Annotated in this window: 27 protein-coding genes; 17 read left to right on the forward strand and 10 right to left on the reverse strand. The window is 27.0% G+C overall.

What is annotated here, in order from left to right; genetic code table 11:
- Positions 1-8: 8 nt before the first annotated feature.
- From rpmF to ACBT_RS09735, 3 genes are read left to right on the forward strand one after another with little or no spacing between them, the layout of a single operon-like run.
- A complete protein-coding gene (gene rpmF, locus ACBT_RS09725; RefSeq protein ID WP_024774619.1) occupies positions 9-161 on the forward strand; it encodes a 50S ribosomal protein L32 in 153 nt (50 codons plus the stop codon).
- Complete coding sequence (gene plsX / locus ACBT_RS09730) at positions 161-1,168, forward strand: phosphate acyltransferase PlsX (RefSeq protein ID WP_024774618.1); 1,008 nt, start codon at positions 161-163, stop codon at positions 1,166-1,168. Before rpmF ends, plsX begins: the two co-directional genes overlap by 1 nt.
- A 17-nt stretch (positions 1,169-1,185) precedes the next feature.
- Positions 1,186-2,184: a beta-ketoacyl-ACP synthase III gene (locus ACBT_RS09735; protein WP_024774617.1), complete on the forward strand. Its 999-nt coding sequence runs from the start codon at positions 1,186-1,188 to the stop codon at positions 2,182-2,184.
- A gap of 21 nt (positions 2,185-2,205) precedes the next feature.
- Here ACBT_RS09735 and ACBT_RS09740 read toward each other — a convergent pair whose 3' ends face one another.
- Positions 2,206-2,646, reverse strand: a complete 441-nt coding sequence (locus ACBT_RS09740; protein WP_024774616.1) for a hypothetical protein — start codon at positions 2,644-2,646, stop codon at positions 2,206-2,208.
- A 38-nt stretch (positions 2,647-2,684) separates the two neighbouring features.
- On the opposite strand from ACBT_RS09740, the gene ACBT_RS09745 reads away from it, so the two are divergent.
- Positions 2,685-3,326, forward strand: coding sequence for a transglutaminase-like cysteine peptidase (locus ACBT_RS09745; protein ID WP_024774615.1), 642 nt, complete (start codon positions 2,685-2,687; stop codon positions 3,324-3,326).
- On the opposite strand, the gene ACBT_RS09750 is transcribed toward ACBT_RS09745, so the two are convergent.
- Genes ACBT_RS09750 through ACBT_RS09760 form a run of 3 tightly spaced genes read right to left on the reverse strand, consistent with a single transcriptional unit; the run spans position 3,308 to position 5,712 of the window.
- Positions 3,308-3,868 carry an aminotransferase class IV gene (locus ACBT_RS09750; RefSeq protein WP_034218447.1) on the reverse strand — a complete coding sequence of 187 codons (561 nt, stop codon included), beginning with the start codon at positions 3,866-3,868 and terminating at the stop codon, positions 3,308-3,310. The genes ACBT_RS09745 and ACBT_RS09750 overlap by 19 nt on opposite strands.
- A 10-nt stretch (positions 3,869-3,878) precedes the next feature.
- Positions 3,879-4,832 (reverse strand): aminodeoxychorismate synthase component I, encoded by a 954-nt coding sequence (locus ACBT_RS09755; protein ID WP_024774613.1) that lies wholly within the window; start codon positions 4,830-4,832, stop codon positions 3,879-3,881.
- Position 4,833: 1 nt separating this feature from the next.
- Complete coding sequence (locus ACBT_RS09760; protein ID WP_024774612.1) at positions 4,834-5,712, reverse strand: aspartate carbamoyltransferase catalytic subunit; 879 nt, start codon at positions 5,710-5,712, stop codon at positions 4,834-4,836.
- Between the two features lie 94 nt (positions 5,713-5,806).
- Here ACBT_RS09760 and ACBT_RS09765 point away from each other — a divergent pair, with 94 nt between their 5' ends.
- Both ACBT_RS09765 and ACBT_RS09770 read left to right on the forward strand, forming a co-directional pair.
- The gene (locus ACBT_RS09765; RefSeq protein ID WP_024774611.1) at positions 5,807-8,140 is read left to right on the forward strand and encodes a fatty acid cis/trans isomerase; all 2,334 of its coding nucleotides are present in this window, start codon (positions 5,807-5,809) and stop codon (positions 8,138-8,140) included.
- A 236-nt stretch (positions 8,141-8,376) separates the two neighbouring features.
- Positions 8,377-9,645 carry a major outer membrane protein gene (locus ACBT_RS09770; RefSeq protein WP_024774610.1) on the forward strand — a complete coding sequence of 423 codons (1,269 nt, stop codon included), beginning with the start codon at positions 8,377-8,379 and terminating at the stop codon, positions 9,643-9,645.
- A 126-nt stretch (positions 9,646-9,771) separates the two neighbouring features.
- On the opposite strand, the gene fliM is transcribed toward ACBT_RS09770, so the two are convergent.
- Positions 9,772-10,866: a flagellar motor switch protein FliM gene (fliM, locus tag ACBT_RS09775; RefSeq protein WP_024774609.1), complete on the reverse strand. Its 1,095-nt coding sequence runs from the start codon at positions 10,864-10,866 to the stop codon at positions 9,772-9,774.
- Between the two features lie 2 nt (positions 10,867-10,868).
- Positions 10,869-11,918 carry a flagellar basal body P-ring protein FlgI gene (locus ACBT_RS09780; protein ID WP_024774608.1) on the reverse strand — a complete coding sequence of 350 codons (1,050 nt, stop codon included), beginning with the start codon at positions 11,916-11,918 and terminating at the stop codon, positions 10,869-10,871.
- Between the two features lie 64 nt (positions 11,919-11,982).
- Here ACBT_RS09780 and ACBT_RS09785 point away from each other — a divergent pair, with 64 nt between their 5' ends.
- From ACBT_RS09785 to ACBT_RS09835, 11 genes are all read left to right on the forward strand, one after another.
- Positions 11,983-13,245 (forward strand): hypothetical protein, encoded by a 1,263-nt coding sequence (locus tag ACBT_RS09785; RefSeq protein ID WP_024774607.1) that lies wholly within the window; start codon positions 11,983-11,985, stop codon positions 13,243-13,245.
- 1 nt (position 13,246) lies between these two features.
- Positions 13,247-13,507 carry a flagellar biosynthetic protein FliQ gene (locus ACBT_RS09790; RefSeq protein WP_024774606.1) on the forward strand — a complete coding sequence of 87 codons (261 nt, stop codon included), beginning with the start codon at positions 13,247-13,249 and terminating at the stop codon, positions 13,505-13,507.
- Positions 13,508-13,509: 2 nt separating this feature from the next.
- Positions 13,510-13,914, forward strand: a complete 405-nt coding sequence (locus ACBT_RS09795; protein WP_024774605.1) for a hypothetical protein — start codon at positions 13,510-13,512, stop codon at positions 13,912-13,914.
- Between the two features lie 9 nt (positions 13,915-13,923).
- The gene (locus ACBT_RS09800) at positions 13,924-14,406 is read left to right on the forward strand and encodes a MotE family protein (protein ID WP_051429936.1); all 483 of its coding nucleotides are present in this window, start codon (positions 13,924-13,926) and stop codon (positions 14,404-14,406) included.
- 10 nt (positions 14,407-14,416) lie between these two features.
- Complete coding sequence (locus ACBT_RS09805; RefSeq protein WP_024774604.1) at positions 14,417-14,950, forward strand: flagellar basal body-associated FliL family protein; 534 nt, start codon at positions 14,417-14,419, stop codon at positions 14,948-14,950.
- On the forward strand, positions 14,950-15,378 hold the full coding sequence (locus tag ACBT_RS09810) for a hypothetical protein (protein WP_024774603.1): 429 nt from the start codon (positions 14,950-14,952) through the stop codon (positions 15,376-15,378). Before ACBT_RS09805 ends, ACBT_RS09810 begins: the two co-directional genes overlap by 1 nt.
- Positions 15,368-16,075 carry a flagellar basal body L-ring protein FlgH gene (locus ACBT_RS09815; RefSeq protein ID WP_024774602.1) on the forward strand — a complete coding sequence of 236 codons (708 nt, stop codon included), beginning with the start codon at positions 15,368-15,370 and terminating at the stop codon, positions 16,073-16,075. Before ACBT_RS09810 ends, ACBT_RS09815 begins: the two co-directional genes overlap by 11 nt.
- A 55-nt stretch (positions 16,076-16,130) precedes the next feature.
- Positions 16,131-18,020: a FlgK family flagellar hook-associated protein gene (locus tag ACBT_RS09820; protein ID WP_024774601.1), complete on the forward strand. Its 1,890-nt coding sequence runs from the start codon at positions 16,131-16,133 to the stop codon at positions 18,018-18,020.
- 20 nt (positions 18,021-18,040) lie between these two features.
- Positions 18,041-19,354: a flagellar filament capping protein FliD gene (fliD, locus tag ACBT_RS09825; protein WP_024774600.1), complete on the forward strand. Its 1,314-nt coding sequence runs from the start codon at positions 18,041-18,043 to the stop codon at positions 19,352-19,354.
- 73 nt (positions 19,355-19,427) lie between these two features.
- Entirely contained in the window at positions 19,428-19,784 is a 357-nt protein-coding gene (fliS, locus tag ACBT_RS09830) for a flagellar export chaperone FliS (RefSeq protein WP_024774599.1), read from the forward strand.
- On the forward strand, positions 19,760-20,029 hold the full coding sequence (locus ACBT_RS09835; RefSeq protein WP_024774598.1) for a hypothetical protein: 270 nt from the start codon (positions 19,760-19,762) through the stop codon (positions 20,027-20,029). The genes fliS and ACBT_RS09835 overlap by 25 nt, the downstream gene beginning before the upstream one ends.
- Before the next feature lie 10 nt (positions 20,030-20,039).
- On the opposite strand, the gene mqnE is transcribed toward ACBT_RS09835, so the two are convergent.
- The 4 genes from mqnE to ACBT_RS09855 are packed head-to-tail and all read right to left on the reverse strand — an operon-like array spanning position 20,040 to position 23,167.
- A complete protein-coding gene (gene mqnE / locus ACBT_RS09840; RefSeq protein WP_024774597.1) occupies positions 20,040-21,101 on the reverse strand; it encodes an aminofutalosine synthase MqnE in 1,062 nt (353 codons plus the stop codon).
- Positions 21,102-21,110: 9 nt separating this feature from the next.
- Complete coding sequence (locus ACBT_RS09845; RefSeq protein WP_024774596.1) at positions 21,111-21,431, reverse strand: hypothetical protein; 321 nt, start codon at positions 21,429-21,431, stop codon at positions 21,111-21,113.
- A complete protein-coding gene (locus ACBT_RS09850; RefSeq protein ID WP_024774595.1) occupies positions 21,418-22,077 on the reverse strand; it encodes a carbonic anhydrase in 660 nt (219 codons plus the stop codon). Before ACBT_RS09850 ends, ACBT_RS09845 begins: the two co-directional genes overlap by 14 nt.
- Positions 22,064-23,167 (reverse strand): aminotransferase class I/II-fold pyridoxal phosphate-dependent enzyme, encoded by a 1,104-nt coding sequence (locus ACBT_RS09855; RefSeq protein WP_024774594.1) that lies wholly within the window; start codon positions 23,165-23,167, stop codon positions 22,064-22,066. The genes ACBT_RS09850 and ACBT_RS09855 overlap by 14 nt, the downstream gene beginning before the upstream one ends.
- Positions 23,168-23,173: the final 6 nt, after the last annotated feature.

The raw sequence follows: 23,173 nt of genomic DNA on the forward strand, positions 1-23,173 counted from the left end.
AGAATAATATGGCAGTACCAAAGAGAAGAGTATCACACTCAAGATCAGCAATGAGAAGAACTCATTACAAAATTACATTAAAAAAACCAGTTAAAGATAGTGATGGTTCTTGGAAAATGCCTCACATGGTAAATCCAAACACTGGTGAATATAAAAACTAATGTTGAAGATTGCAATTGATGCAATGGGTGGGGACTTCGGTCCTGAACCTATAGTTGAAGGGCTTATAGAAGCTCTTAGAAACAATATAAATTTTACAGCTATAGCTGTTGGAAATAAAGAAAAACTTTTAAAACTTATACCACCTACTTTCTTAAACAGAATAGAAATACTTGAATCAGAAGATGTAATCTCAATGCATGATAGTGCGACAGATGCATTAAAAAGAAAAGAATCAACAATTTATAAGGCAATTGAATTAGTACGTGAAGGTAAAGCTGATGCTGTTGTATCAGCAGGTCATTCAGGAGCTACTATGTCATTAGCTACATTAAGAATTGGAAGAATAAAAGGTGTTTCAAGACCTGCTATTGCTACACTAATGCCTACAAGTGAAAATCAAAACACATTAGTACTAGATGTTGGGGCAAATGTTGATAGCGATGCAAAAAATCTATTTGAATTTGCCATTATGGGTCAAGCTTATGCTCAATCTGTATTAAGACTTGATGAACCAATTATTGGATTATTAAGTAATGGTGAAGAAGAAAGTAAAGGGAATGAGGTAACAAAAGAAGCTTACAAGTTACTTTCAAAAATTCCTAATTTTGGTGGAAATGTAGAAGGTAGTGATATTTTCAAAGGTACTGTAGATGTTGTTGTTTGTGATGGTTTTGTAGGAAATATTCTACTTAAAACAGCTGAAGGTGTTGCAGACACTATTGGTAAAATTATTAAAAAAAGTTTGAAAAGATCACTCATTTCTATTGCTGGTGCAGTTTTAATGAGAAAAGTTTTCAAAAACTTAAAAGTAAGAGTTGATTATGCTGAATATGGTGGTGCTCCACTACTTGGTGTAAAAGCTCCTGTAATAATTTCCCATGGAAAATCAAACCCTAAAGCAATAAAAAATGCAATCTTTCAAGCAATAAATGCGGCTAGTTCAAACTTAGATAGTATTATTGAACAAAGATTAGTAAAATATAGTACTAAAGAAGATACTCTTTAATACTAAAGGAAAATGTAATGAATTATGCAGCTTTTAGATCAATTGGAGCTTATATACCACCTAGAATTATGTCAAATGCAGATTTTGAGAAAATCATTGACACTACTGATGAGTGGATTACAAAAAGAACTGGTATAAAGGAAAGAAGATTAGCTGAAAAAGATGAAGCACCTTCTGACTTAGGTACAAAAGCAGCTGAAGTTGCTATTTCTAGAGCAGGAATAAATAAAGAAGATATAGATTTAATAATCTGTGCTACTGTAACACCAGATTTTTTATGTATGCCATCTACTGCTTGTTTAATTGCATCAAAATTAAACTTACCTAATATTATGGCATTTGACGTAAGTGCTGCATGCACTGGTTTTGTTTATATTTTAGGTATTGCAAAAGCTTTTATTGAATCTGGCATGAAAAAAAATGTATTAATTATTGGTGCCGAGAAATATAGTTCTATCTTAAATTATGAAGATAGAACTACTTGTTTTATCTTTGGTGATGGAGCAGGAGCAGCTATTATTAGTGCAACAAATGATAAAAGTGAAGCAATTATTGATGTTCAATGTTCAAGTGATGGAACTTATGAAGACTTGATAAAAACTGCTGGTGGGGGAAGTAAAAATCCATGTTCACAAGAAGTTCTAGATTCAAAAATGGCTTGTATAAGTATGAAAGGTAATGAAACGTTTAAACTTGCTGTTAAAACTCTTACTTCAGATGTTGTAAAAATGCTTGAAAAACATGGACTTTCAAATAAAGACATTACTCACTTTATACCTCATCAAGCAAATTATAGAATCATAAAAGCAGTTGGTGAAGCTTTAAATATCAATGACGAACAAACAGTAGTTACTGTTGATAAATATGGTAACACATCAGCTGCATCAATACCTATGGCTATGAACTATGCGTTCGAGGAAGGTAGAATAAAATCAGGTGATACTATTTTATTTGATGCCTTTGGTGGTGGACTTACATGGGGAAGTGCTTTATTTAAGTTCTCTCCAAAAAAATAAAAAGTGGTTTAACACCACTTTTTAACTATTAAATTTTTTATTCTTAGGATTATTTTTAAATACATCTGCAGAATTTCTTGTTATTTTTTCTGACTTAAAACTATCTACTGCCGCTGTATGATTTATAAATATAACTTTATCTTCAACAATAATTTGTAAAATAGTGTAATAAGGCACTGTTAAAATACTACCTATATTTTCTTCACCAAAACCTGTTTCAAATGTTAAAAAACTATCATCTAAATTTATTGTACTATATGTGTAATTTGATAAAGAAAATAATGCAAAATGATTAATCTTATCCATTATATGTTTTGGTAGTTTTGGATTAAAACTTATTTTCTCAACATTTAAAACTATTGAAAATTTTTGATCTTTTAATAATAAAAAAGATAACTGCTCTTTAATTTGATTTTCAATCAATATTTTATAATCCAAACTCTCTACAATATCATCTAGCAAAATGTGTTCCTTTTAGAAAATTTTTGTTATTATATCTTATGAAACAGTTAATTATCCTTATTACACTTTTATCAAATTTTTTATTAGCTTATGAATTTAAATTAAATGAGAAAGACTATAAAACAATAAATAATTCAAATAAAAAATCTTTTATTGAAAAAAGATTACAAAAATATGATGAATTAAAAGTAAAAATTGAAAATTATGATTTAATAAGAAAGTTATCTCACACAAATACTTTTATAAACAAAATACTACCACAATTTGATAATAAAAGCTCTGGTATAGATGATTATTGGGCTACTCCAAAAGAGTTTCTAATAAATGGGCATGGTGATTGTGAAGATTACGCAATAGCAAAATACTTTACATTATTAGAATTAGGAATAAAAAAAGAAAATCTATATTTTGCAGTTGTTGACGTAAAAGCTAGAAATGGAAGTCACATGGTTTTATTATATAGTGAAAATAAAAATGAATCACCACTTGTTTTGGACAATTTGAGTTCACTTGTAATTCCACTTACAAGAAGAGTAGATTTAATTCCAAAATTTGCATTTAATGAAATAGATTCTTACTACTTAACAAATAAAAATTTTACAAAAAAAATAAATCTAAATTGGGGAAAAGAGAATAAATGGGAAAAACTTTTATATAGAGTTTATAATTTAAATGAATAATCATTTAATTCAATAAAATCTAACATTGCATTAAAAATTGCAATTTTCTTAGCTTTATATAACATGTTTAAAGATATATCTTTTTCTATAATCTTTTTATCTTCAATCAATCTAGCTCTTGTAGTTCCTTCTAATAAACATTTTTTTGAAGTAATCCAAATATCATCATAAAGTATTGCTATGTTTGCTATTGAAGTATCTGTAATAATTTCATCTTTTATAATAATAATATCATCACAATCTTCTCTTTTTTCATATAATTTATCTAAAGTATCTCTATTTAGATATTTTTTTGAATAATCTATATTGTCATCAAATATTATTTTAAAATTTTTAAATTCTCTTTTTTTATAAGTAAAATATTCAACATTTAAAATTTCATTGTCATCATAAACCAATTTACATCTTAAAAGCTCATTTGTTGGTGGATTAATATACTCTTGTAAATTTAAATTCTTCCCAATAGTTCTAGCAACTCTTTTATTGTGATAATCTAAATTATAAACTTCAAAATCTTCACATTTGATTGTTTCAAAATACATATTAACCTCTTTAAAATGGTAAATAAACTTTATTTATAAGTTCTTCATATTCAAGTTTTTCATCACTATCAATAGTAATTCCACCCCCACTCTTATAAAAAAGTTCATTTTTAATATTTTCAATAAATCTTATTAAAACAAAACTTTGAAGATTTTCTCCATCAAAAATTCCAAAAATTCCTGTATAAAAACCTCTATCATAATTTTCAATTTTTTTTAAAATATCAACCGTTGATTTTTTAGGTGTTCCTGTAATAGAACCAGCAGGAAGAAGATCTAAAAATATATCTCCTAAATTATTTTTCCAATCTTCTTTTAATACTCCACTTATTTTTGAACTTGTTTGATAAAGTCCTCTATTTTTTAACTCTATTTTTTCAAAAAATCTAAATTTTTCTACTTTTATATTTTTTGCAACTCTTCCTAAATCATTTCTTAGTAAATCAACAATCATTGTATGCTCAGCTTTTTCTTTTGAACAATTCAATAAAACTTCTTTTGCATTTTCAATAGATGAATCAATAGTACCCTTCATAGGGTATGTATATATTTTATTATCATTAATTTCTACAAATTTCTCAGGAGAAAAACAGACAAAATCTAAATCATTCATTTTAACTCTTAATTTTAATAAACCATTAGAATATTCATAAATTTCATCTAGATTAAGATTTGTCTCTATTTTTGTTTGTGTAGTTAAATTTAAAAGATAGCTATTTCCACTTCTTATCTCTTCTTGTATTTTTTCAAACATATTTTTATATTCAAAAAATGATATTGGAAATTTATTTAAGAAATACTCTTTTTTAAATTTATTTCCAAAACTATTTATTTCATATTTTATATCTTCATCAAGATTATTTAGTTTTTTTATATGAAAGTTTTTTAAGTCGTAAGATAGTAAAAACAAAAAAGGCTCTTTTAAAGAGCCATATTTGTTTAATAATTCTTTTATATTGTCCAATTTATCTAAGTATTAATTTTTTTAAGATAGCCGCTCTAATAGCAACACCATTTGTAACTTGCTCTAATACTTTACATCTAGGGTGTTTTAAAACATCATCAGTAATATCAATATTTCTATTTACAGGTCCTGGATGTAAAAGTAAAAACTCTTTTCTGTCCATTAAATCAGAAGTTATACAAAAATCTCTTGCATACTCTTGTAAAGATTCGAAATACGTAATGTTATGTCTTTCTAACTGACTTCTTAAACTCATTACAATATCCATATCATCAATTACTTCATCGATTGTACTAAATTGTTTAAATTCATTACCTTCATATTTAAAACAATCTGGTGCAACTAAATTTACATCTATTCCAAATCTAGGTAATAATCTTCTGTTACTTCCAGCAACTCTAGAATTTCTAACATCTCCAACAATAGCTATTTTTTTACCTTCAGTTTTCCCACCAAAATATTCATAAATAGTAAATAAATCTAATAAAGCTTGAGTAGGATGAGAATGTCTACCATCACCAGCATTTATTATTGGACAATCAACATATCCTATTAAACTTTCAGGTAATCCACACTCACTATGTCTAATAATAATAGCATCTGGTTTCATAGCATTTATATTTGCAACCGTGTCGTACATCGTTTCACCTTTTTTTGTTGAAGATGTACCAACATCAAGATTTACAACTTCAGCTCCCAGCCTTTTTGCAGCAATTTCAAATGAGCTTCTAGTTCTTGTAGAGTTTTCAAAAAATAAAGTTACAATAATTTTACCTTTTAAAATATCACAAGGTTTAAAATCTAAAAAACCTCTAGCATCATTAAAAATATCTAAAATTTCCTCTTTTGTAAAATCAGAAGTTCGTATTAAATGTTGCATATTTTTCCTTTTATTTTAGTTTTGGATTTTAGCAAAAAGCACTTTAAAAATAAAGTTTTAATATAATAATTACAAAATATACTTAGGGGCTATTATGAAACTTCATCTTTTAATAATTTTACTGTTTACTCTTTTATTTACTGCTTGTTCAAATAAAGAGCTAGATGAAGTAGAATATGAGAAAATTGAAAAACCTATATCATTTTCAAAAGATATAAAACCAATACTTGACAATCGTTGTGTATCTTGTCACTCTTGCTATAATTCACCTTGCCAACTAAAATTAGATTCATTTGAAGGACTTGATAGAGGTAGCTCAAAAAATGAAGTTTACGCTCAAAGATTAAGTGCAACTGAACCTACAAGACTTTTTATAGATGCATTATCTACAAAAGATTGGAGATCAAAAAATTTTACTTCTGTTATAGATAAAGATGAAGATTCTAATGAATCAATTATGATGCAGTACTTATTTCAAAAAGAATTAAATCCAGAAATTACTGGGAAATACTCTCCTGAAACTGAAAAATTAACTTGTGTAAAAAACAAAACTGAACTTGAAGATTATTTTTATAAAAATCCTCATAAAGCTATGCCATATGGTTTTCCAGGAATTAGTAATCAAGAATACAATACTCTCATGACTTGGCTTGATTTTGGAGCAAAAGATGATACAAAAAATTTGAAAATTCCAGATTTTGAAAAAGATAAAATAGAAAAGTTTGAAGATTTTTTAAATAATCAAGGAATAAAACACAAAGTTACAGCAAGATATATATATGAACATCTATTCTTAGCACATGTATATTTTGATGAAACAAGTAATAATTTTTATGAACTTATTCGTTCAAGTACACCTCCTGGGAAATCACCAAAAATAATAGCTACAAGATTTCCTTACGACAAAATCGAAGAACCATTTTATTATAGACTTCAAAAAGTAAATTCAACAATTGTTCATAAAACTCACATGGTTTATAAATTTGATGAAGAAAAATTAAAATTTTACAATGATATATTCATCAAACGAACTTGGGATGAAGAACCATATCTTATTAATTATGATGAAAAAACTAGTCCAAATGCTATTGAAGTATTCAAACAAATTCCAGCAGTTAGTCGTTATGAATTTATGTTAAAAGATATATATTTCTTTATAAATACTTTTATTAAAGGTCCTGTTTGTAGAGGTCAAATTGCTTTAAATGTAATTCAAGATCATTTTTGGGTTGCATTTATGGATCCAAAATACGATTTGAGTGTAATTGATAAGAATTTTTTAAAAAATAATTTTGAAAATCTAAAAATACCAAATCAATTGGGAGAAGACCCTAGTTTATTTCAAACTTTTAAAAATCTAGGAAAAGAGAAAGAGACTAAAACTTATCAAGAGAATAGAGCTGCTTTATATAAAAAGTATTATAAAGATGGTTTAAAATTAAATTATTTAAGAGATAGTTCAAATAATGATTCTATTCTTACTGTTTATAGACACTTTGATTCAGCATCACTTCATAAAGGTGCTTTAGGAAATATTCCAAAAACTCTTTGGGTTATAGATTATCCTTTATTAGAAAGAATATATTACTCTCTTGTAGCAGGATTTGATGTATTTGGAAATACTGCTCATCAATTATTAGTAAGAACTCATATGGATAGATTAAGAGTCGAAGGAGAGAGTAATTTTTTAGAATTTCTGCCTCAAAAAAGTAGAATTGATTACTTCAACTCATGGTATTTAGGTTGGCTTGCAAAATATCTTACTACTTATACTCCAAGTTCTAATGAAACAGGAATAAAATTTAAAACAAAAGATTACAAGTTTGAATTTGTAGAAGATCTTTTAGAATATACAGATACAAAAAAAGATCCTATAAATTTTGTAGAAAAAAATTACACACCACTTCCTCTTAAAGTTTCTTACAATTCAAAATATGAAATACAAGAAACATTAAGATCTCTTTCTACACCAAATGTATCAAAAGTTATACAACATTTTGTAGGAAGAGGAGCAAATGTGGCTTTTATTAGAATTATTTTAAATAATAAAGAGAGTTTGATTTACTCTTTAATAGTAAATAGATGGCATAAAAATGTAGCTTTAATGTTTGATGAAGAATCAAGGCTAGATCCTACAAAAGATGATATTGACTTTATAGAAGGATTTATTGGTTCTTATCCAAATATATTTATAAATGTAAATCAAGATGATTTATATGATTTCTTTGATTTAATTCAAAATTATGAAAATAATGATACATATAATAACAAATTTTTAAAATATACTGTAAATAGAGCAAATCCAAATTTTTGGGAATCTTATGATTATTTTAATAAAGAGTTTAAACATCAAAATTCACTTGAATATGGACTATTTGATTTAAATAAATACTATGAAAAAGCTATAAATAAACCATTAAATGAGTAAATTTTTACTCATTTATAAATCTTTCAAAAAAATAATTTTTCTCCATATACTAACAATAAAATAGCATTGTTTACTTTTAATTTAAAATTGGGCTTAAATTAACAGAAAATTAACTAAAAATAACAAAGATTAAGAAAAGTTTAATTTTAACTCATATAAAATGCCTGCAACGGTGGACCAAATAATTATACATTTTGGTTAATCGATTAAAATTTCGAAATTTTAGGAGAAAACACATGAGAAAAATCTCAAAAATTAGTTTAGTTGCTGCTGTTGCTGTAGCTGGATTTAGTACAGCTAATGCTCAACCTTTAGAGCAAGCAATCAAAGATGTAGAAGTATCTGGATCAGTAGTTTACAGATATGACAACTTTCATAATAAAGAAAAAACATCAAATGGTGTTGTAACATCTGATAGAGACAATAGTGAATCTAACAAATATAAAATCGGTTTTAATTTATCTTCAAAAGTAAATGATTATGTTAAATTTAATTCAAGATTTATAGTTGGTTCTCAAACTAATGGAGGATTTGTTTCTTTAAATTCAGGTAAAGAAAATAACTCTGACAACAAAGAGGGTGCTGATGGACAAGCTGACGTTTCTTTATCAAATGCATACTTTGGTTTAACAGCTGTTCCTAATACAGTTATCAATATTGGTAAAATGGGTTTAACTACTCCATATACAGTTGCTGTTGATATTAATGGAAATGAGCAAACTGGAACTGGTATCTTAGCACTTACAACTATTAATCCTGTAACTTTTGGAGCAGGTTATTTCAATAACTCAAATGTAAATAATGCAACTGAAATTAATGGTACTCAAGGTTTAAATGCTGGTATTTTAAATGGTGGAGATGACATTTATGTTGCTACTGTTCAAGGTGATTTAGATTTCGTTAAACTTGAAGCTTGGTATTTAGGTCACCAAGAAAGTTTTGATACATTTACATTAGCAGCTACAGGGAAACTTGATTTAGCAGAAGATGCAAAAATTGGTTTAGAAGCTAGATATGTTACTTTAGATTTATCTAACAATAACAGAAGTCCTTTAAGTGGATTAGAAGATAGTAACTCTATGTTTAGACTTGCTGCAGATGGTAAATTCTCTATCGTTAATGCTAGACTTGCTTATACACAAACTGGTAAAGATGGTGGTTTAACTGCACTTGATCAAGATGCTAAAAATACTTCTCTTGGATGGGCAATTACATCTAACGGTGTAGCTGATGCTAAATTCTGGCAAGCTGCTTTAGGTGCTGATATTTTAGATAACCTAAACTTTACTTTAAATTATGGTAACTTAAAATCAAAAGATACAAATAAAGCAGTTTTAATTCAAGATATCAAAGCTGAAGAAGTTTATGGTCAATTAACTTACAAAATGTCTAAAAACTTAAGTACATACTTAAGATATGGTACATATACAGAAAAAGAGTATGATTCTGGTGATAAAGTTATGGATCAAAATAGAGGAAGAATCCAAGTTGCTTATACATTCTAATTTTTTTAGAGTATAAAACTTTTTTTCTACAAGGTTGGGCTTCGGCTCAACCTTTTTTTTATATTAATAAATGTTAAAAATTATCTAGGTAATGAATAGATTTTTTATTAAATTTGGATATTTAAATTAAACTTTTTTAGCTAGAAGTCTTCTAATATTTTCAGCTTGTTCCCTTGCCCTTTCTTCTCTTTCTTCTCTCATAGCTCTTAAGTTATCTAAAGTTTCTTGTTTCTCTCTATCAAGATTTGCTTTTATCTGAATAGCTTTTCTATTATTTGAAAGTCCACAAACAGCAGAAAACTTCTCTTTTTTATTTATATAAATTGTAGAAGATGAGGATGTGGCATTCTTTGAAAAAACTATTACATCATTTTCTTTTAAATTTAAAATATCTCTTGCACTAAGCTCAGTTTCTGCCATAATAGCCTCTACTTCCATTTTAGCACCAGCAATCAAAGTTTTTATATCTCTTTTTCTGCTAGATTTTCTACTACTATTTTCTGTAAATACCTTCTCCACAACTTTATCTAATAGAGATTCAAAATATGAAACTGGATAACAAATAGAGAAAAATCCTGAATCTTCATCTATAATTATCTCTAAAACCACAAGAAGAACAACCTCATGATCTGAAACTATCTGTATAGCATTTGCATTTGTATCTTTTGATTCTATTTTAAAATTTAAACTTGTAACTTCACCCCAAGTTTTATGCATGATTTTGATAAACATTTTATAAAAATGCTCCAATATCTCAACTTCAATTTCTGTTAGTTCCCTATCTATATTATCAGAAGTATTTACAGCTCCACTTCCAAGTAAATCAGCAATAATTTTATGAGAAATTCCAGGATTACACTCAACAACCAATCTTCCATCAAGTGGCTTAAAAGATAAAGTATTTAAAGATGTAACTTGAGGAATAGAGAGTAAAAACTCTCCATAAGTCATCTGTTCTATTGAAGTAAGCTTCACATCTACTAGCTTTCTAAGCATTGAAGATAATTCATTTATAAAATCTCTTAACATCTTATCATGCATAGTTGAAAATGCTTTTAATTGATCAGGCGTAATTCTATTTGGTTTTTTAAAGTCATATATAGAGTAATTCTTCTCTTTAGATACTACTTTATCTAGAGGACTTGTACCATCAAAGTCCTCTCCTTGCTCAGCAATATCTAAAAGAGCATCTATTTCATCTTGACTTAAGAATTCAGCCATATTTACCCTCTTACTTCTATATCAACATCCATTGCACCCATCTCTTTTATAAGTTTCAAGGTATCAATAATTTCACTCATTGGAAGTTTCATAACTTTCATCGATCTTACTAAATCAGAAACTGTTGGATTTGCTTTTGTATTTATCATCGCATTATCTATATTTACAATTGCTTTGTCTGCTATTTTTACATCATCACCAATATTCATCCCAGGATTTTTTCTCATGTCATCCCACTCTTCTGGATTTAAAGGTGTTTTACTAATTCTTATAGTAAAACTTCCTCTTGCAATTGTAACTGGATCTATTACAACATCTCCTCCAGTTATAACAGATTCTCTATTTATATCAATAATTAATTTTTTCTTGAATGTTGAATCAAGTTCTATATTTTGAACCATAGCAATAAACTTTACAATTGACATATTAGTAGGTTTTTCAACTTCGATAGTTCTTGTATCAATTGCAGTTGCTAATTTTTTACCAAATTTTTCATTTATTTTTGTTTCAATCAAATCAGCATTTGTAGCAGAACTTTTTAATAAACTTAACTGGATAGATTTTTCATTTTGGAAGTCATATTCTATCTCATTTTCAACAGTTGCTCCATCATAAATAAATCCTGTTGTTTTATTAGCTTCATTTGCAATAATTGTACCTTGAGCAAGAGCATAGACATTTCCATCTACACCTTTTAACTGAGTTATTAAAAGTTCACCATTATCTATAGATTTTGCATCGCCGATTGTTGAAACTTTTACTTTTATTTTATCACCTTGCCTTGAAAAAGCAGGTAAATCAGCAGTAACCATTACTGCTGCAATATTTTTTGAATTTATAGCACCTGCTGGAATTTTTATATATGAATTTCTAAGAAGATTTTGTAAACTTTGCATTGTAAATTTTGATTTATCACCAGTTCCTGCAAGTCCAACTATTAATCCATAGCCTATTAATTGATTATCTCTTATTCCTATTACATTTGAAATATCTTTGATAGTTTGAGAAAAGAGACTTGAAACAAAAAACATCACTATAAAAAAATATCTCAATATTTATCTCCAAAAATAGAATATATAGATTTTATCAAAATTTTAATAAAAAAAGGTATAATCAATGCTAGTAAACTATATTTGCAGGGCAAGAATATTGAATATTTATATATATGGAACACCAGACTTTAAAAAAGAAATTCATAAAACTTTAATTGATTCAAATATTAAATTAAAATTAGGTGCAAATAATCTCATAAAAGAGATTGAAAGTCTTACAGCCCTAAAAGAAATAATAGCTGCAAATCCAAAAGAGATTTTTTTAATCGATGACTCAAAAATAATTAAAAAGAATTCGTTTGCAAAGAAAGTAAAGTTTCTTACTCCAAAAGACGCAATTGAAGAAGAATTCTTACTAAATAGTGGAATTGCTGATTTATCAGTTGATTCTTTAGAAGAAATCCCAAAATATATTTTAAAAAAATATGAACAAGAAAAAGCAATTGAAGAGTTAAATAATAATTTAGAAGAAGATTCAACTACAGAAAACTTCAAACAAGAAATTATACTCGATGATGATAATTTCAATATAAATTTAAACAATAATGAAACAAAAGAAAATATTGAAGATAGTGAAACTATTCTTGACGATGAACTATCAAAATTATTAGTAAAAAATCAAGAAGATACAACAAAAAAAGATATAGATAGTAGTATAGCAGAACTTGAAAATCTTTTTGTAGATGATGACAAAATAAATAGTTATGATACTAGCAATATTGATTTTAATAACAATTTTGGATTAAATAATATATCATTTGATTATGATGATAATACTATCGTAAATGATACTAGTAGTGCTTTAGATGATGAAGAACTACTTAAAAGCCTTATGGATATAGATGATAGTTCACAAAATGATTTTGAGGGTAATTTTGAGAGTAACGTCGAAGAATCTTTTGAGGATGTAGATTTTCTTGATATGATTTTAAATGAAGAAAAAAATAATAAAAAAGAAGCTGAAACTGAAAATCTAGATATTACAAAAGAACTTGAATTAAATAATCTTTTAAATAAAATTCAAGAAGCAAAAGTATTTGATGAAGAAATAATAAAAGATGAACCAAAAGGAGTTGAAATGGCAAATGATGATTTTTCTGAACTTGATTTAATTAATGAAAAAGATTTACTTGATGCCTTAAATTTAGAACAATCTGCACAACAAAATTCTTTTGAAAAACCTATTCAAAATAACAATGTTGAAGTTTTAAATAATAATAGTGATGTTGTAAATATAAGCAGTTCAAATGTAGATGATTTGGCAAAACTTTTCTCTAAAATTTTGAATAACAAAACTTTAGAAATTACAATAAAAATAAAAGATTAATATGGATTTAATTGGTATCGCTCAAAGCACTGTAAAAATAATCTTAATTTTAGGATTACCATCACTTATAGTAAGTATGATTATAGGACTTGTGATATCTATATTTTCAGCAGTAACTCAAGTAAATGATGCATCTTTAAGCTTCGTTCCAAAAATGATAATCGTTTCTATATTTATCTTAATTACACTCCCTTGGGTTGGAGAACACATTGGAACATATACAATTGATTTGTGGAATAACATCTTAACTTTTGGTGAATAATTTTGATAAACAAATTATACAATCTTAAAAAAAATCAAACAGATCAAATGCTTATTCAAAAATCACAAATTGATTCTAGAATAGATCAAATTGATGCAGAAATTTTACTTACTAAAAATAGTATTTCAAGTGCAACTGTACAAAAAAATGGTGCTATTGCTGATTTTATGATATTAACAATGCATAAAGATACAATGAAACTTCATATTGCAAAATTGGAATCAGAAAAAGCGAAATTAAATGAAGAACTGAAAAAAATAGTTGAAGAGATAATTGAACTTCAAAAACAATCTGAACAGTTTAAATACATTTTAGAAGAGCAAAGAATAGAAGCAAAAGCTGCACAATTAAAACTTGAACAAGAAACAACTGAGGAATTTATCCAAAGTAAATATATAAGAAAATGAGGAAATTTTGTGCTTAAATTAATTTTTATATTTAATATTTTTATATTTACTTTTCTTAATGCTCAAGAAACAAGTAGCTCTTTAACTAGACAAAAGCTTGAAGTAATGGAATTAAAAAAAGAGTTAAACACTTTTTATGAAGAAAAAGAGAAAGAATATCAAGAAAATAAAAAAGAACTAGAAGACATTCTAACTCAAATTGAAAAAGAAAAAAAAGATATAAAAACTCTACATGATAAAAATGAACAAATTTTAAAAGAGATTAAACTAGAAGTTGATAGTAAAGTAGCAAAAATTTATAATGGAATGAAACCAAAGAATGCAGCACAAATTTTTGACAATATGATTAGCGAGGGTAAAATTGATGATGTTTTTGCTATAATCTTAAGATTAAAAGAAAATAACGTAACACAGATATTGAAATTTATGGATATTTCGCACTCTTCTATTGTTACACACTTGTTAGAAGATTATAAAAATAAGAATAAATAAAGGGATAGATATGGCAGATGATAATGTTGAAGTAAAAAATCAAGGTGGTAGTGGAAAAGGATTAATGATAGTCCTCATTGCACTAATTTTTGTTTTAATCATTGCAGTTGCTGGAGGTTTTTATTTTTTATATAATCACACTTCAAATTTAAGTAACAATCAAAATCAAGCTCCTGTAGAACAAACAACTTCATCTCCTGCTGGAGAAGCTGGGAGCTTTAAAGCAGATATAAATGAACTTGTTTTAAATCTTACAGATTCAAGAGGAAAAGAAAAACTTATGAAGTTATCTTTCTCTATAAAAAGTACCGAACCTACAATTGCTGCAATTGTTGAAGAGTATAAAGCTGAAATTATAGATGTTGTAATCTCTCAAATTAGTGCTAGAAGCTCTGAAGAATTATTAACAGTTGGTGGAAAAAATCTTTTAAAAGATGAGTTAGTAAATGATATAAATGGTGTTTTAAATAATGTTCCTGCTGAGAAAAAGTTTGGAAAAGATAGTGTTAAAACAGTATTATTTACAACATTTGTAATTAAATAATGATAGTAGCTGTTAAAAGAAATAAAAACTTAAAACTATTAAAAATAGTTGTTATTGCTATTTTTTTAGCAGCAGGAGCTTATTTTTTCTATTCAAAATATCAACAAAATCAAGAAGAAATAAAACTTACAAAAGAGAATCAAGAAATTTTAAAATTAGAAGAATCTAAAGATTCTGAAAATAAATTAGATATCGAAAAAGCAATTTTATCTGAAGTAGAAAAAGCTGTTGAATTAGTTGGACAAGAGCATATAAGAACTATTAAAATTATCGATAATAAAATCGTAATTGTTTGTGAAGCAAATTCAAATTTGGAAGCTTTATTCGTTCGATATGGAGCAATGGCAATGGTTAAAAAAACTCTTAATGAAACAGTAATTGCTGTTGATATAAATTTTATTTTAAAAAGTAGATTATATGAAAAATAGTATATTTATAATTTTATTAGCATTTATTTTTACTTCGTGTACATCTTTATCTAAACCTACTTTAGAATTTGAGAAGCCAGAAGTTCAAACTCCTAAAAAACAACCCGAAGCAAGAAAGAATAAAGGCTCTTTATATTCAGTACAAGGAACTTCTTTATTCGCAGATAAAAAAGATTTACAGCTAGGTGATATTATTCAAATAGTAATAAATGAAGATTTGACTTCTAAAACAGATAGTAAAAGAGAATTAACTAGTGACAGAGAAAACAATTTAGGTGGAGGAGTATTTGGTACTACTGAAGGAGCGATACTTGGTGACGCAATGTCAAGTGCCACAAATAAACTTAATAAAAGCTTGGGAGTAAATTTCAATACTGCTAGTTCAACATCAGACAAAGGTAAAGTAAAAACTCAAGTAACAGAGAAATTCCAAACTACAATTTCTGCTATTATTGAAGAGACTTATCAAAATGGTAACTATTTTATAAAAGGTAAAAAAGAAGTTTTACTAGACGAACAAAAACAAACTATTATAATAAGTGGAATAATAAGACCCTACGATATTACTTCGGATAATTCTATAAATTCCTCTCAAATGGCTGATTTAAAAATTTTATATGAAAAAGATGGAACAGAAGCTGATATTTTGGATACTCCATGGGGTACAAGATTGCTAAGAGCGATATGGCCATTTTAATCTAATATTAAGAAATGTAATAATATAATTTTGTATATTATGAAAAGGAGTTAGAATGCTAGGTACATTAAGTGTTTCACATACGGGGCTTAATGCTTCTAGATATGCGATTGATAATATTGGAAATAACCAAGCGAATGAAAATACTCCTGGTTACAAAAAAAGAGTGGTCGATCTTAGTGAAATTGGTCAAGTAAACGGTCTTATGACTGGTCGTGGTGTATATTTTGATGGTGTAATAAGAGTTACATCACAGTACATGTACGACAAAATGATTAGTGAAAACTCTAAAGATAACTACTTTACAAAAATATCAAATCTAATAGGAAGTGTTGAATCAGTATTTAAAGAGACTGAAGAGAGTGGATTTTCTGCGGAATTAAATAGATACTATCAATCATTAGAAAACTTGAGAACAAATCCTAGTTCTGAAATTTACAAAAGTGAATTAAAAAGAAATGGGGAAATTTTAGTTGATTCTTTGAAAAATAAATATACAACAATAGAAGATCAACAAAAATATGAAAATACAGAATTTAATACTAATATTGAAAGAGTAAATGGTATCTTAAATGATATAGCAAAAGTAAATGAAAAAATCCAAAAATTTAATACTGCAACAAATGATTTGCTTGACAAAAGAGACTTACTTGAATTAGAACTTTCTCAGTATGTTGATATAAAAGTCAACAGAGATAAAAATTTTTATGAATTAAAAATAGGTGATCAAACTGTTATTAGTAACAATACAAATGTTCAAGAGATAAATGCTCTTGAAATAAAAACGAGTCAAGTAGATAAATTCAATCATATTGAATATTCAACAACTGGTAGCACTCTTAAAATTTATGATTCTTTAAAATATAATAGTGATTTAACCCCAAAAAGTTTAGATAACAATGATATAGTTACATTTAAACTAAATAATCAATACTCTATCTCAGCAACTATTGGAAGTACTATTCAAGCTGATTTAGGAGATGGAAATGGTCTTCAAAATGTTACAGTAGATGAAAATAATTTAACTAGAGTTATGACTCATCTAATAAACAGTGATGCGAATCTAAAAGAAATTGTAACTGCGTATAATGGTGATTATTCTATAGATTCTGATGGTAAAAAAATTACAAACAATGCACAAGATAACTTTTTAAGAATAGAATCAAATTTACCTGGTATCGAAAATAAATTTGATGCTAGATTTAGTATTGAAAAAAGAGATAATGCCAGTCCACCAGTTGTTGAAAAAAGAGAATCTGTGTATAAAAATGAGCAAGAGAGTAGAACAGCTCAATCAGATGTTACAATTGCTATATACGAGAGAGAAATTAATCTAAATAGTGGAATTATGAAAGCTCAAATTGATAATCTGAGTACTAGTTCGCAAAACAATAAATATCAACAATATTTAAATAGATTAGACTCTTTTTCCATGACGCTTTCTGATATTTCTGATAAATATATAAAGGTTTCAGAAGGAAAATATATTTATGGAGAAGCAGCTACTGATGAAAACTTAGGAAGTATTACTTCAATAGGTTTATTTTCAGGAACTAATGTAAAAAGTTTACAATTTAATTCAAAAGCAGTGAATGAATTAAAACAAGAAGAACTTGATTATTTAGCAACAATCCAATGGAAAAAAGATTTGAATTTTGATGGTAAAGGTCAAGCTAACCCTAGTTCTAATCAAGCATCATTAAATGACTATTTTAGAGATTTAAGAATAACAGTTTCAGCTGATAAAGAAAGTAATGATTTTTTAAAAGATACACAAGAAGCGATTTATAAATCTTTGGAAACATCTTATAATAATCTTGTAAAAGTTGATAAAGATGATGAAATGTTGAATCTAATGAAATTTCAAGCTGCATTTACTGCTAATGCCCAAATAATAACGGCAGTTAATGAAATGATTCAAACAATTTTGGGTATGAGAAGATAATTTAATATTAGGAGAATAAAATGGCAAATGGAATTTTAGGATTAGGATCAGGACAAGCATCTTCACTAAACAATGACCTAATAGATAAATTAAAAACTGCAGAAAAAAAAGCTACTCTAACTCCAATTGAAACAAAACTTGAAAAGTTTACTTCTGAAAGAGAAGTTATGACTAATATTGGAACAAAAGTTGATGAACTTTTGGCTGCTGTGAAAGTTTTCAGTTTGAATCAAACAACTGGAACACATGCTTTTAATAGTAAATCAGCTACAACATCTGGTGATGCTGTAATGTTTGATGCTGAAGATTTAAATGCATTAAAAACTGGATTTACAACAGTTAATGTTACACAACTTGCACAAAAAGATGTTTGGCAAACAAGTGGAGATCCTATTAATATTAATTTAAAAGATCAAAAAATAAATCAAGGTATTTTGACTATAAATGGTAAAGATTTCGACACTACAAATTTATCTTATGATGAATTAGTTACTGAAATAAATAAACAAGTACCTGGAGTAATAGCTTCCTTATCTGACATAGGAAGTACTGGATTTAGATTATCTATAAAAAGTGATAATACAGGAGAAACTAATAAAATAGTTGTGACAGGAAGTACTTTATTATTTGATAATGTTCTAAAAGCACAAGATATGAAAATGAAAGTTGATGGTGTAGACTATCAAAGTTCTTCAAATAATATGACAGTAGATGGTCTAAAAATTTCTGCAACAAAAATTGGAGAATCTACTATTAATATTGAAGAAGATAATTCTCAATTAACAAAACAAATGGAAAGTTTTGCAAAAGCCTATAATGAATTAAATGCAACTATAGACAAAGAACTTTATAGTGCGAATTCAAGTATATCTGATAAAAGTGCATTAAGAGATATTATGTCTAAACTCAAAAACACACTTTTCGGTACAGGAAACGGTGAAACTACAATATTTAGTTATGGGTTCTCTTTTAATGAAACAAATGGTGATTTAAAGTTTAATTCTCAAGAATTTGAAAAAGCAGCTAAAACAGATAAACAAAGTTTACAAAATTTATTTGTTGGTGTTGCAGAAAAACCTGGGATTGCTACTATTTTAGATGAAACTATCTCTATTTCTGGAATTAAAAAAAGTTTGTTAGATTATGATTTAAATATGCTTTCAAGAGAAAATACTTTGAAAAAAGATAAAGAAACTGCTGAGAAAACTATAGATTCAAGATATGAACAAATGTCACTTCAATTTGCTTCATACGGAGCTATTATAAATCAAATGGAAGCATCGTTTTCAGGTTTAAAAATGTTGATTCAACAATCAACAGCAAGTAATTCGTAAAAGTAATTAATTTCATTTTTTATTTAAGAAAGTTATTATACAATAGATTACAATTTATTAGTAGGAGAAATTTATGAGCATTGATGCTTACAATCAACAAATAGCGGTTTCAGATGATCCTTATATTTTAGTTTTGAAACTGTATGAAGGTGTTATTAAATATTTATCTTTTGTTAAAAGTGCAATGAATGACAATAATATTGAACAAAAATTCACATATATAAATAAGGCTATTGCTATTTTTGATGAGTTAAGAAATGTTCTAGATTTTGATGGTGGAGAAGTTGCTTATTATTTAGATGGGTTATATTTATATCAAATAGAAACTCTGTTTGCTGCAGGAATAGACGATAATATAAATGCGGTTAATCAAGTTATGAAAGTTACTCAAGGATTAATAGACGCATGGAAAGAAGAGACTGGTCTATAAAAGCTTTAAGCGAATTAAATTACATTGATTCGCTTGATTCTTTTGAAAAAGCAGATGCTTTAGTTGTTTGGTGCAAGAATTATTTAGTGGATTCAAAAATTGAAGATTTTAATTTAGAGTTAGAAGACTTAAAAAGATTAGAAGAGCTTTTCTATAAGAATTTAAATTTTTTGAAGTCGCATAAAGAATACACAAGTTCAGAAATGCAAAACCTCAAAAAAATGAAAAGATTTTTAAAAAACTAGTTTGGTAAAATTACCAAACTTTTAATTCATTGTAAATACTATCTCTTTCTACAGGTATAAATCCAGAATTTTTTATAAGCCCTACAAATTCATCACGTGCAACACCATATCTACTATTTGCTCCTGCTGCACTTTGAATAGACTCTTTTTCAATAGTTCCATCAACATCATTTGCTCCAAATTCTTGAGCAATCAATGCTAATTTAACAGTTGAAGTAGCCCAATATGCTTTAATATTTGGAATATTATCTAATAAAATTCTTGAAATTGCATAAGTTTTTAAAATTTCATTAGCTGTAACTGGCTCTTTAACTTTTAGATAGTTATTTTCAGTCTGAAATACTAAAGGTATAAAAGCATTAAAACCACCTGTTAAGTCTTGTAAATCTCTAAGCCTTAAAATATGGTCTACTCTATTTTCTCTACTTTCAATATGTCCAAAAAGCATTGTTGCATTACTTTTTTTACCTCTTTGATGCCAAAGTTTATGAATTTCTAACCACTGTTCAGAACTAACTTTTCCTCCACAGATTCTTTTTCTTACTTTTTCATCAAAAATTTCAGCACCACCACCTGGCATTGAATCAACACCACTTTCAATCATTGTATTTATAATATCTTCGTAAGTTAAATTGTACTCTGAACTCAAAAAATGAATCTCTGCTGCGGTTAAAGCTTTTATATGAAGATTCGGAAACTCTTTTTTTATTTTTCTAAAAATATCCATATACCACTCTAATCCAGTGTTAGGATTATGAGCTGATACAATGTGTACTTCTTTTATTCCATTTTTTGAAGAATTTCTAACCGTTTCTAAAATTTCATCATGACTTAAAGTATATTGATTTGGATTTTTTCTACTAGCACTATATGCACAAAATTGACAAACATCTTTACAGATATTTGTAGGATTTATATGTCTATTTATATTAAAATATGTTTTTCGTTGATGCCTTTTCTCTCTAATCATATTTGCATAAATTCCTAAAGTTATAACATCTAAATCAAATAATTTTACACCATCTTCATAGTTTAATCTTATATTATTTTTCAATTTCTCTATTAAAGTCATCATTTCCTCTTATTTACAATCTAAATCTTTTGTGTAAGTATTATCTCTTTCATGATGTAAAAATCCCATACAAGTCTGCTTTAAATCATTATCATAAAAAACTACTTTATATACACTACTTTTCATCTTTGTTTGAATATCTTCAACATTTAATTTATTTACAACTTTAACATTTGATATATCTTTATGTCCTAAAGATGATAAAATTTCAGTAATTTTTTGCTCTTTCAAAAATTGTAAAAACAAAAATATAAAAAAAGCAATAACGCAAATAACAGATATAATTACTATAGTTCTTTTAGGTAATTTCCTTACTTCATTGTTGTGCATTACTTCTATACTCTTCTAGTGGTTTAAATGTACAATCTGTTCCATCATAATATTCTATAGTACCATCTTCAATTTTATAATACCAACCATGAATTTGAAGTTCTTTATTTTTTATTTTTTGTACGATATAAGGAAATGTTAAAAGATTTTCCATTTGATAAACAATAGATACTTTTTCTGTCGTTCTATATAGTTGTTCTTTATTCTCTTTATCAACAGTAGCTAAAAGTGTATATTCTTTTGCTTTTTTCCCAAGTTCTAACCACTTTTTGATGTTAATTAAATCAGGAGAATCTCCTAAATCTTGATATAAACTTTTACAAGCTCCACAGTGAGAGTGACCACAAACAATAATATGTTTCACACCTAAAACGCAAACTGCGTATTCAATAACTGCACTACTTCCATGGTAATCATTATCAGGATTATAAGGAGGAACAAAATTACCAACATTTCTTAATGTAAACATATCTCCTGGCTTTGTATCAAGAACAAGTTCTGGAGTAACTCTACTATCACTGCAACCAATAAATAAAATATCTGGATTTTGACCATCTTTAGATAGTTGCTTTAAATCTGTTTCATATTTAGAAAATCTAGCTTCTCTAAATTTTTTATTACCCTTCACTAAATCATTTATTTGCATTTAAATCCTTTATCAAATTACAAGCTTTCTTTAACTCATCATGTTCAATATCTATCTTTGCGATAAGTCGAATAATAGCCTTTTTAACCGTTGGTTGTCGTATAGCACCAACTAAGAAGCCTTTATTTTTTAAGATATTTTGTATCTCTAAAACTTTTTTATTATCATCCACTAGTATTGGAATAATAAGTGATCTTGAGTTTATTCCTAAATAGCTTTGGATTATACTTAAATTTTGTTTAATTTTTTGCCTTAAAACCTTTTTGTTACGTATAATATATTTTAAGCTTTCATAACCTAAAGCTGTATCAAATAGGCTTGGAGCAGTAGAATAAATAATTGGTTTTGCTCTATTTTGTAAAAATTCTATTATAGATTTGCTTCCTAAAATATAAGCACCATAAGAGCCATAAGCTTTACCTAAAGTACCCATTTTTATATGATTTTTTTCTATTTTAATTTTATAATAATCAAAAATACCCAAAACATTTTCACCAATAACTCCAGAGCTATGAGCTTCATCAACAATCAAAAGAGAATCATATTTTTTTGCTAATTCAAAAATCTCTTTTTTTGCAAGATTTCCACTCATAGAATATACTCCCTCTATAGCAATAACTTTTCTGCCTTTAGATGAGCTATCCTTTAATTTCTTTTCTAAATCTTTTTCATCATTATGTAAAAAAGTTATAACTTGTTTAGAATCTAACAGTTTTGAAGCCAAAATCCCACTTGCATGGTAATCTTCATCAATAAAAAGAGTATCACCTTTTCTAACTAAAGCTTCAATCATGGAGATATTTGCTAAAAATCCACTTCCAACAATAACACCTTTTTCAAAGCCATTTACTTTACAAAGTAATTTTTCAAATTTTTGATGTATTTTAGAATAGCCATTAACTAGCATAGAGGCTTTTGGAGAAAAATAATGATTTTTTAAAACTCTTTTGTAGGCTTTTTTAAATAATTTCTTATTTTGTGCTAAACCTAAATAATCATTAGAGGCAAGATCCAATAAATTTTGATCAAAAACAACCCTACTTCTAAAACGGTTTGATTTTTTTATAATTTCTAACTCTTTTTCGTACAATAAATT

The sequence above is a fragment of the Aliarcobacter cibarius genome (assembly GCF_013372265.1).
In the GTDB taxonomy this organism is placed as follows: Bacteria; Campylobacterota; Campylobacteria; order Campylobacterales; family Arcobacteraceae; genus Aliarcobacter; species Aliarcobacter cibarius.

Excerpts from the sequence above, each read along its gene's own strand:
- rpmF (WP_024774619.1), top strand. The coding sequence starts at position 9 with ATGGCAGTACCAAAGAGAAGAGTATCACACTCAAGATCAGCAATGAGA.
- plsX (WP_024774618.1), top strand. The coding sequence starts at position 161 with ATGTTGAAGATTGCAATTGATGCAATGGGTGGGGACTTCGGTCCTGAA.
- ACBT_RS09735 (WP_024774617.1), top strand. The coding sequence starts at position 1,186 with ATGAATTATGCAGCTTTTAGATCAATTGGAGCTTATATACCACCTAGA.
- ACBT_RS09745 (WP_024774615.1), top strand. The coding sequence starts at position 2,685 with ATGAAACAGTTAATTATCCTTATTACACTTTTATCAAATTTTTTATTA.
- ACBT_RS09750 (WP_034218447.1), bottom strand. The coding sequence starts at position 3,868 with ATGTATTTTGAAACAATCAAATGTGAAGATTTTGAAGTTTATAATTTA.
- ACBT_RS09760 (WP_024774612.1), bottom strand. The coding sequence starts at position 5,712 with ATGCAACATTTAATACGAACTTCTGATTTTACAAAAGAGGAAATTTTA.
- ACBT_RS09765 (WP_024774611.1), top strand. The coding sequence starts at position 5,807 with ATGAAACTTCATCTTTTAATAATTTTACTGTTTACTCTTTTATTTACT.
- ACBT_RS09770 (WP_024774610.1), top strand. The coding sequence starts at position 8,377 with ATGAGAAAAATCTCAAAAATTAGTTTAGTTGCTGCTGTTGCTGTAGCT.
- fliM (WP_024774609.1), bottom strand. The coding sequence starts at position 10,866 with ATGGCTGAATTCTTAAGTCAAGATGAAATAGATGCTCTTTTAGATATT.
- ACBT_RS09785 (WP_024774607.1), top strand. The coding sequence starts at position 11,983 with ATGCTAGTAAACTATATTTGCAGGGCAAGAATATTGAATATTTATATA.
- ACBT_RS09790 (WP_024774606.1), top strand. The coding sequence starts at position 13,247 with ATGGATTTAATTGGTATCGCTCAAAGCACTGTAAAAATAATCTTAATT.
- ACBT_RS09805 (WP_024774604.1), top strand. The coding sequence starts at position 14,417 with ATGGCAGATGATAATGTTGAAGTAAAAAATCAAGGTGGTAGTGGAAAA.
- ACBT_RS09810 (WP_024774603.1), top strand. The coding sequence starts at position 14,950 with ATGATAGTAGCTGTTAAAAGAAATAAAAACTTAAAACTATTAAAAATA.
- ACBT_RS09815 (WP_024774602.1), top strand. The coding sequence starts at position 15,368 with ATGAAAAATAGTATATTTATAATTTTATTAGCATTTATTTTTACTTCG.
- ACBT_RS09820 (WP_024774601.1), top strand. The coding sequence starts at position 16,131 with ATGCTAGGTACATTAAGTGTTTCACATACGGGGCTTAATGCTTCTAGA.
- fliD (WP_024774600.1), top strand. The coding sequence starts at position 18,041 with ATGGCAAATGGAATTTTAGGATTAGGATCAGGACAAGCATCTTCACTA.
- fliS (WP_024774599.1), top strand. The coding sequence starts at position 19,428 with ATGAGCATTGATGCTTACAATCAACAAATAGCGGTTTCAGATGATCCT.
- ACBT_RS09835 (WP_024774598.1), top strand. The coding sequence starts at position 19,760 with ATGGAAAGAAGAGACTGGTCTATAAAAGCTTTAAGCGAATTAAATTAC.
- mqnE (WP_024774597.1), bottom strand. The coding sequence starts at position 21,101 with ATGACTTTAATAGAGAAATTGAAAAATAATATAAGATTAAACTATGAA.
- ACBT_RS09845 (WP_024774596.1), bottom strand. The coding sequence starts at position 21,431 with ATGCACAACAATGAAGTAAGGAAATTACCTAAAAGAACTATAGTAATT.
- ACBT_RS09850 (WP_024774595.1), bottom strand. The coding sequence starts at position 22,077 with ATGCAAATAAATGATTTAGTGAAGGGTAATAAAAAATTTAGAGAAGCT.